Raw genomic sequence first — 9,637 nt, 5'->3', positions numbered from 1 at the left:
CTCTTCGACGGCGGCGCGGGTCGCGTGCACGGCGTCCTCGATACGGGCTTTTTTCTCCTTCATCTCGATCTCGGTGGCGGCGCCCCCGCGGATCACCGCTACGCCGCCCGCGAGCTTGGCCGTGCGTTCCTCCAGTTGTTCGCGCTCGTAGTCGGACGAAGCCAGGCCGATCTGGGTACGCAGCCAGCGGATACGATCGGCGATCGCCTCGGCCGAACCCGCGCCGCCGACGATCACGGTATTCTCCTTGCCGACTTCGACTCGCTCGGCCCGACCGAGGAGTTCCAAGGCGGCGTTTTCAAGCGTCAACCCAGTCGCCTCGGCGATCACGGTGCCGCCGGTGAGTACGGCGATGTCTTCGAGCATCGCCTTGCGCCGCTCGCCGAAACCGGGCGACTTCACGGCACAGACCTTAAGGACGCCGCGCAGGTGGTTCACGACCAAGGTCGCCAGCGCTTCGCCGTCCACATCCTCGGCAATGATCAGGAGCGGACGACCGGTCTTGACTACCCGTTCCAGCACGGACAGGAGCCCCGAAAGGGTGGAGATCTTTTCGTCCGCCAATAGAATGTAAGGTTCTTCCAGCAAGGCCCTCTGCCGATCCGGATCATTGATGAAATAGGGGGATAAGTAGCCGCGGTCGAACCGCAGGCCTTCCACCATATCCAGCTCATCCTGGAGCGATTGCCCTTCTTCGACCGTGATCACGCCGTCCTTGCCGACCACGGCCATCGCCCGGGCGATCAGCTCGCCGACCGCTCGATCGCCATTGGCGGACAGCGTCGCGACCTGTGCGATCTCCCGATCGGTGGCGCAGGGCCTGGACAGTTCCCCGAGCCGCGTCAGGACGGCGGCGACCGCTTGTTCGATGCCGCGCCTCAGGTCCATCGGGTTCGCCCCGAGAAGAACGAATTTCATGCCCTCCCGAATGAGGGCCTGGGCGAGTACGATCGATGTGGTGGTACCGTCTCCGGCAACTTCGGCCGTCTTCAGGGCCGCTTCCCGCACGATTTGGGCGCCCATGTTCTCGAACCGATCCGCGAGTTCCACGTCCTTCGCCACCGACACGCCGTCCTTGGTCATTACAGGGACGCCGTAACCCCGCGACAGCACGACGTTGCGTCCACGTGGGCCCAAGGTCGCTTTCACCGTGTCGGCGAGAAGGTTGACGCCCTTCAGGATGCTTTCCTGGGCGCTTTCACCGAATTTCACTTCTTTCACGCTCATGCTTCACCTCTCCCGTAGTCGATCGTTGCCTTTGAAGCATTCCCCTAGCCGCGCCGCTGTTCCTCGATCTCGTCCTGACAGTCCGCGCAGAACGGGACCGCCGGATCCGCCTCCAGGCGCTCCAGGTCCAACTCGTCGCCGCATCGGCAGCAGAGACCGAATTTGCCGCCGCGAACGCGATCCAGCGCGGCTTCCAGCCGCCTTCGGTTGCGCAACAGCCGCTCCCTCAAGCCTTGCGCCATCGCCTGCTGCTGAAGCGCATCCATCCGCGACAGGCGCCCCACACGAGTCTGGTCCAGCTTCACGGTCCCGGTGTCGGTGGCTTTGGCGGTTTCCAGCGCTTCCAGTGCGTCCGCGAGCTGCTGCTCCAAAAGAGTTCGGTAGCGTTCGATTTCATGGCTTGCTAACATGTGTTTCTCCTTCGCATTGAATGGCGGAATGCATTGGGTTACCCGTCCAGGCGGGACTTGAATACGAGTCCCGCATGCTCCCTAAGCTGGTGGAACCGGATGGTCCGCCACTTGTCTTCGGCGACGGCGAGCTCCGACTTCATGGCGGCCAGAAAGGTGGGTGCGCCGACCACGTCGCATGCGATCCGGTGAGCGTTGGCGTCCAGAAAGCGCTTCAGTTCCCGCGGATCATCGGCGGTCACCCAGCGTGCCAGCTTGTACTTGGTGGGAGCCATGCGGGCATCGACGCCGTATTCATGGCGCAGCCGGTGCGCGACCACCTCGAACTGCAAGGCCCCCACCGCGCCGAGCAGGAGCGGACCGCCGGTCTGGGGCCTGAATACCTGGATGGCCCCCTCCTCGCCCAGTTGGGTGAGGCCGATGCGCAGTTGTTTGCTCCGAAGGGGATCGGCGACTTCCACGCTCTGGAAAAGTTCGGGGGCAAAAAACGGCAGACCGGTGAACTGGAGTTCCTCCCCTTCCGTCAGGGTGTCGCCCAATTGCAACGCCGCGTGATTGGGGATGCCGATGATATCGCCGGGATAGGCGGCGTCGAGCAGTTCCCGCCGTTGCGACAGGAACGACACTACGCTGGTGAGCCGGAGCTCCTTGCCGTTGCGGCCGATCTTGACCCGCATGCCCCGTTCGAACCGGCCGGAACAGACGCGCACGAAGGCGATGCGATCGCGGTGAGCCGGGTCCATGTTGGCTTGGATTTTGAAAACGACCCCCGTGAATTTCGACTCGTGCGGCTGCACCGCGCGCTGCAGGGCGGCCCTGGGGCCGGGCGGCGGAGCGAGCTCTGCCAGCGCGTCCAGCACTTCCCGAACGCCGAAGTTGTTGACGGCGGAACCGAAGAACACGGGGGTTTGCCGTCCGGCGAGAAACTCGCTCGGGTCGAATGCAGGCGAGGCGCCCCGCACCAGCTCGATTTCCTGGCGCGCGGTGTCGAACTCTTCGCCAAAGCGCGCCGGGCAGACCGGATTGTCGAGGCCTTCGATGAATTCGCCGTCCTCGGCCAGACGGTCGGCGCCCGGGCGAAACACCCGCATGCGATCGCGGCGCAGGTCGAAAACGCCGCGAAAGCACCGGCCCATACCCACCGGCCAGGTGAACGGGGCCGCCGCCATGCCCAGGACATGCTCGATTTCGCCCATCAAATCCAAAGGCTCCCGAACCTCCCGGTCCATCTTGTTGACGAAGGTGAGAATGGGCACCTTGCGGGCACGGCAGACCTGGAGCAGCCGCAGGGTCTGGGACTCCACGCCGTTGGCGGCGTCGATCACCATCAAGGCGGAATCCACGGCGGTCAATACCCGATAGGTATCCTCGGAGAAGTCCTGGTGGCCGGGCGTATCCAGCAGATTGATGACGCAGTCGCGGTACTCCATCTGCATGACCGAGCTGGCCACCGAGATGCCGCGCTGTTTTTCGATTTCCATCCAGTCCGAGGTGGCATGGCGCGAGGCCTTGCGCGCCTTGACGCTGCCCGCGATGTGGATCGCGCCGGCGAACAGCAGCAGTTTTTCCGTCAGCGTGGTCTTGCCGGCGTCGGGGTGGGAGATGATGGCGAAGGTTCGACGCCGCGTCGCCTCGTCGATGCTGATCATATCGATGCCCTCACGCGTCGCTGAACAGAGCCGCTTCGGTCATGGCCTCTTTCATCGACAAGCGCACGCGTCCCCGGCCATCCATTTCCAGCACCTTGACCCGAACCGATTGCCCTTTCTCCAGCACTTCTCCGACTGATTCGAGCCGGCGCTCGGTGATCTGCGAGATGTGCAAGAGCCCATCCTTGCCCGGCAGGAGCTGCACTATGGCGCCGAAATCCAGCAGCCGCAGCACCGTGCCCACGTAGATCCGGCCCACTTCGATATCCGCGGTCAATTGCTCGATGCGCCCTTTGGCCAGATGCGCGGCTTCGCCGTTCGCCGAGGCGATGGTCACGGTGCCGTCGTTCGCCACATTGATCTCGGCGCCGGTTTCCTCGACGAGGGAACGGATGGTTGCGCCGCCCTTGCCGATCACGTCGCGAATCTTGTTCGGGTCGATCTTGAAAGTGACAAGGCGCGGGGCGCGGACCGAGAGCTCTTGACGGGGAGCGGGCAGAGCCAGCCGCATCAGATCGAGGATGTGCATCCGTCCCGCCCTCGCCTGGGTCAAGGCCGTGCCCATGATCTCTCGGGTGACGCCTTGAATCTTGATATCCATTTGCAGGGCGGTGACTCCCTGTTCCGTGCCGGCCACCTTGAAGTCCATGTCGCCCAAATGATCCTCGTCGCCGAGGATGTCGGTCAGCACGGCGAAGCGCTCGCCTTCCTTGATCAGCCCCATCGCGATACCGGCGACGGGACGTTTCAACGGGACGCCGGCATCCATCAAGGCCAGACAGGCGCCGCAGACCGAGGCCATTGACGAGGACCCGTTGGCCTCGGTGATCTCGGAGACGACACGGATCGTATAGGGAAACACCTCGAACGGAGGCAACACGGCGGCGACGGCTCGCTTGGCCAAGTGGCCATGGCCGATCTCGCGACGCTTCGGGCTACCCACGAAGCCCGTTTCGCCGGTGGCGAACGGCGGCATGTTGTAGTGAAGCATGAAGCGCTCGCGGTATTCGCCCTGCAGCGCATCGACGATCTGCTCGTCTTGGGCGGTGCCCAGCGTCGCCACCGCCAGGGATTGGGTTTCCCCACGGGTGAACAGCGCCGAGCCGTGGGTGCTCGGCAACACACCATGGCGGATGCGGATCGGCCGCACCGTGAAGCAATCCCGCCCGTCAATGCGCGGTTCGCCGTCCAGTACTCGGCCGCGGACGATGCGGGCTTCAAGTTTCGAGAGCGCGTCTTTGACGAGATGAGGATCCGGGGCTTCCGCCGCGCTTGCGGCCAGCGCCCCCATCGTCTTGTCGCCGACCTCCCGGATCTTCTCCCGTCGCGCCTGTTTCTGCGTGATGCGATAGGCCTCGCGCAATTCCGCTTCGGCGAGTTCGGTAATCTTCGCCATGAGCGCCTCATCCTGAATTGGCGGCTGCCAGTTCCAACGAGGCTTCCCGGCCGCTTCCGCCAGTTCCTCGATAGCGCGGATCGCCGTCTGCATCTGCGCATGACCGAACTCCACGGCACCCAGCATGATGTCCTCGGACAGCTCATCCGCCTCCGATTCCACCATGATCACGGCAGATCGCGTGCCCGCCACCACCAAATCCAATTGCGAATCCCGTAGTCGGCTGCGGGTCGGATTGAGGATATAGCGACCGTCCTGGAATCCCACTCGGCAAGCGCCGACAGGTCCCTCAAAGGGGATGCCGGAGACCGCCAAAGCCGCCGAGGCGGCCAAGAGCGCCGGGATGTCGGAGTCCACCTCGGGGTTGCAGGACAAAACCGTGCAGACCACCTGCACCTCATGATGGAATCCGTCGGGAAACAGCGGGCGAATGGGACGGTCGATCAGCCGGGAGGTCAGGGTCTCCTTCTCGGAGGGTCGTCCTTCCCGCTTGAAAAAACCGCCCGGAATGCGGCCGGCGGCATAGGATTTCTCCACATAGTGGACGGTGAGCGGCAGGAAATCCTGTCCGGGCTTGGCGTCCCGGGACGCCACTACGGTGGCCAGGACCACCGAGTCGCCCATGTTCACCAGCACGGCGCCGCTCGCTTGGCGGGCTATTTCCCCGGTTTCCAGCGTGACGTTGTGGTCGCCATAAGAAAAGGAATGTTTGAACTGCATGTAATCCGCCTTTGGGTCGAGATCGGAAAGATCTGGAACCTGCGCTGGAGGTGCGCGTCAGGCGGCTACTTAATGGGGGAAGATTGCGGGCCTTGAACGAGTGGAGGAGACCAAGCAGACCACATCAGAAGCAAGCCCGGCGACTGAAATTTAACTTCAGCGCAGGCCATGCGGCGATTCGCACCTTGTGCGACGGGCCGCGGACTTGATGAGAGCTGCTTAGATTGGCATAGAAGATGATTGTGAAAATCTATTTAAGATTACCCCAATAGGTACGAATCTACAAGCACTTTGGTGACCGATTACACGGGCGCAATGTTACGGAAACAATCTATTTCGTAGACAATACCACGCTCGCACGTTAAATTGTTGTGTCACCTATGCAGCAAACCTACCGTGATAACGTGATCCATCCCATGTTTGATTGCTGCCGGCCGACCCCGCCATAACGCTTGCTTTCTTGCTCTGTCCCACGGGGCAGTCCGTCTTTCCGCACAGTTTTCGCGAATTCATCGTCAGATTCATTCTGAAAGGGCGGCGGTCGACGATTATGCCGTCTGAAATCCTGCTCGGATCGGACATGATCAAGTTCAGTTCGCTTTAAAACCGCTCACCTGGCAGCGAAAGCGCGGACAAGCTCCGAATATTCAGCCCAACAACCGTATAACCGAAGCTGTCAAACTCGAACAATCTCCTTACCTTCGTCATAGTGGCGCGGCTACGCGCGAATCCCCGAACACGGTCATGAATCCGGACCATGGTCGCTATCCACATGAAATCGAATAGGCCCATGATCGACAAGAGAGAAACCGAAGAAAAGTTACATCTTGAGGAAGTGAAGCGAAAGCTCGGCGAGGCCTTGGAGCAACTCGATGCCAGGGTGAGGCGTTACGCACAGGAGATCCAGGAACAGAAAACCTATTTGTGGGAACACAAGGCGGATATGGATCATGTTGAAAAGATATCGACGCGCCAATCCGTACACCAAACGGTGCTTACCGGCGAAGCCGTTCTCGCCTTTCAAACGCGCATCAGGAAACTCCTACAGCTCCCCTATTTCGGTCGCTTTGATTTCGTCAGGCACGGCGAGGCGCAGCCATTACCGGTTTATGTCGGGATTCACAACTTCTTCGACGAGGCGGAAAAAAAGAGCCTGATATACGACTGGCGCGCGCCGATCTCGAGCATGTTTTACGATTACGAAATTGGCGAGGCGCGGTACGAATCCCCATCCGGCGATATTTCCGGTGAAATCGTGCTGAAACGCCAGTTCCGGATACGCAACGGACAAATGGAGTTCATGCTGGAGAGTGGGCTCAACATTCTGGACGATGTATTGCAGGAGGAGCTTAGCCGCACTTCCGACAACCGGATGAAAAACATCGTCGCCACGATCCAGCGCGACCAGAACGCTATCATCCGCAATGAACACGCACCGGTTTTGATTATCCAGGGGGTGGCCGGCTCCGGGAAAACTTCGATCGCCCTGCACCGGATCGCCTTCTTGCTTTACCGATTCAAGGATAGCTTGACGTCGAAGGATATCCTGATCATCTCGCCCAACAAGGTATTCGCCGACTACATTTCCAACGTGCTGCCGGAACTCGGCGAGGAACAAATCGGCGAGACCGAAATGGATGGCCTTGCGCACGAACTGCTGGATTACCAATACAAATTCCAGACCTTTTTCGAGCAGGCGGCTTTGCTGTTGGAGAACGAGGACGAGGAATTAAGGCGCAGGATCCAGGAAAAATCCTCGCTCAATTTTTTAAAAAAGCTCGATGAGTATGTCGCGCATATCGAAAGCACGCAGTTCCACCCCGAGGACCTATGGATAAACCGCCGCCTGGTTCCGGCCTGGCTCATCGAGGAGGTCTATAAAAAACACCGCAACCTGCCTGTTTCCGAACGCTTGAGCCGAGTCGCCAAAGAGATCGAAGGCAAGATCGGAATTCAGTACAACTACGATATTACGGCCAAGGAAAGGACCGAACTGAAGGACTCGGTGAAGAAGATGTATCGGCACGCCACGCTTCGCGCGATTTACAAGGATTTCTTCACATGGATGGGGAAGCCGGAGTTGTTCAGGCCCGCCAAGAACTCGATACTGGAATACTCGGACGTATTCCCTCTCATATACATCAAGATTCGCCTCGAAGGAATAAATAACCGCTATCGAAGCATCAAGCATCTGCTGATCGACGAAATGCAGGACTACACGCCGGTCCAATATGCCGTCATTTCAAAATTGTTTCCCTGCAAAAAAACGATCCTCGGCGATGCGAACCAGTCGGTCAATCCGTTCAGTTCATCGACACCCGAAGCGATCCAGCGTGTTTTCTGGCAAGCCTCCATCGTAAAGCTGTGCAAAAGCTATCGCTCAACTTATGAAATCACGCAGTTCGCTCAAAACATATCGCCCAATGCCGACCTCGTCGCGATCGAACGCCATGGGGACAAGCCCCTTGTCTTGTCTTTCAAGAACAAGAAAGAGGAAATAAGCCATATCCGGCGGTCAATCGATGATTTCACCAATCTCGGTTGTCGGACCATGGGGATCATCTGCAAGACACAGAAACAGGCGGAACAACTTCACAAGGCCATCCAAGGAGACGTACCTAAACTACATTTATTGACCACGCGGAGCAGTTCATTCATGCGGGGAATCGTGATCTGTACCGCTCATCTGGCAAAGGGTCTGGAATTCGACCAGGTCATCGTGCCCCATGCCAACGATGAAAATTACGCGACCGTACTCGACAGGAACCTGCTTTATGTGGCCTGTACGCGCGCCATGCATAAACTCACCCTAACGTACGCTGGCACGATCACGCGATTCATACCGCAATAATCCGTCGCCATCAATAGAATCCGGAACGCCGTACAGGCGGAAAATCCTGAGCGAATTGCTTTTTGTTCGACGGTCGTTTGCGGAAAAGACGCAATAGACAATGGAATCACACCACATGTTTTTACTAGACCCGCCTTAGCTCCGCGCCCAGAGAAAAGCCAAGTCTTTCCGCTCTGCCGGCGCAGGGGCTCCACTCGGAGCTTTGCGTTCGGAATGTCCTAAACCGATTCCTCCGAGGAAACACCGTCTATGCCCCCTCTAACCCAAACGCCCGTGTGGATAGCATTGCAGGACCATTACCAGGCAATCGAGTCGCTCCACTTGCGCGAACTGTTCGATCGCGACCCTGGCCGTTTCAAGCGCTTTTCGCTGCAACTGGGCGATATTCTGTTCGACTTCTCCAAGAACCGCATGACTGACGAGACCCTGACATTGCTTCTGGAACTGGCTCGCCAGAGCGATCTGTCCGGAAAAATCGCCGCCATGTTCCGTGGCGACAAGATCAATGTCACCGAAAACCGTGCCGTATTGCACGTGGCCTTGCGCAACCGCTCCAACCGACCGATTTTCGTCGACGGCAAGGATGTCATGCCCGATGTCAATCGGGTTTTGGCGCAGATGCGTCGGTTCAGCGACTTGGTGCGTTCCGGCGAATGGCGGGGATGTACGGGCAAAGCCATCACCGATGTGGTCAACATCGGCATCGGTGGGTCCGATTTGGGGCCGAAAATGGTGGTGAAGGCGCTGTTGCCCTACATGCAGCCCCGGCTGCGCGTTCGCTTCGTCTCCAATGTGGACGAAGCGGATCTCGTGGAAAACCTGAAGGGCCTCAACCCCGAAACCACACTGTTCTGCGTTTCCTCGAAAACCTTTACCACGCAGGAAACCATGACGAATGCCCGGTCGGCGCGGGAATGGTTTCTGGCCAAAATCAACGACGAAACTGCTATCGCAAAGCATTTCGTGGCGGTTTCGACCAATGCCGAAAAAGTGGCCGAATTCGGCATCGATACCGCCAATATGTTCGAATTCTGGGACTGGGTCGGCGGCCGGTATTCGCTGTGGTCGGCCATCGGCCTGCCGATCGCCTTGGCTGTCGGCATGGATGCTTTCGAAGCGCTATTGACCGGCGCCCACAAGGTGGACGAGCATTTCCGAACGGAGCCCTTCGAGCGGAATATCCCGGTGATCATGGGGTTGCTCGGCATCTGGTACGGCAATTTTTTCGGCGCCGAATCCTATGCCATTCTGCCCTATGATCAATATCTGGAAGATTTACCGGCCCATCTTCAGCAGGTCGATATGGAAAGCAACGGCAAGATGGTGGATATCGAAGGCCATCCGATCGCCTACAGCACCGGCCCGATTATCTTCGGTCAACCGG

At 59.2% G+C, this 9,637-nt stretch carries 6 protein-coding genes; 2 read left to right on the top strand and 4 right to left on the bottom strand.

Features of this window, described 5'->3' with window-relative positions; genetic code table 11:
- From groL to pnp, 4 genes are all read right to left on the bottom strand, one after another.
- Positions 1–1,227, bottom strand: a 1,227-nt coding sequence (gene groL / locus ABJK70_RS14845; RefSeq protein WP_347258350.1) for a chaperonin GroEL, incomplete at its 3' end; no start/stop codon positions are given.
- Positions 1,228–1,271: 44 nt separating this feature from the next.
- Positions 1,272–1,637 carry a TraR/DksA C4-type zinc finger protein gene (locus ABJK70_RS14840; protein WP_347258349.1) on the bottom strand — a complete coding sequence of 122 codons (366 nt, stop codon included), beginning with the start codon at positions 1,635–1,637 and terminating at the stop codon, positions 1,272–1,274.
- Positions 1,638–1,675: 38 nt separating this feature from the next.
- Positions 1,676–3,286, bottom strand: coding sequence for a peptide chain release factor 3 (locus tag ABJK70_RS14835; protein ID WP_347258348.1), 1,611 nt, complete (start codon positions 3,284–3,286; stop codon positions 1,676–1,678).
- A 10-nt stretch (positions 3,287–3,296) separates the two neighbouring features.
- A complete protein-coding gene (gene pnp, locus ABJK70_RS14830; protein ID WP_347258347.1) occupies positions 3,297–5,402 on the bottom strand; it encodes a polyribonucleotide nucleotidyltransferase in 2,106 nt (701 codons plus the stop codon).
- A 790-nt stretch (positions 5,403–6,192) separates the two neighbouring features.
- On the opposite strand from pnp, the gene ABJK70_RS14825 reads away from it, so the two are divergent.
- Entirely contained in the window at positions 6,193–8,253 is a 2,061-nt protein-coding gene (locus ABJK70_RS14825; protein ID WP_347258346.1) for a UvrD-helicase domain-containing protein, read from the top strand.
- A 249-nt stretch (positions 8,254–8,502) separates the two neighbouring features.
- The coding region (gene pgi, locus ABJK70_RS14820) for a glucose-6-phosphate isomerase (protein ID WP_347258345.1) at positions 8,503–9,637 on the top strand (1,135 nt) is incomplete at its 3' end.

Origin of the sequence: Methylocaldum sp. (genome assembly GCF_039794385.1) — a bacterium.
Classification (GTDB): domain Bacteria; phylum Pseudomonadota; class Gammaproteobacteria; order Methylococcales; family Methylococcaceae; genus Methylocaldum.
Note: the sequence above shows the minus strand (reverse complement) of the source record. Positions and strands in the feature narration are given on the sequence as shown.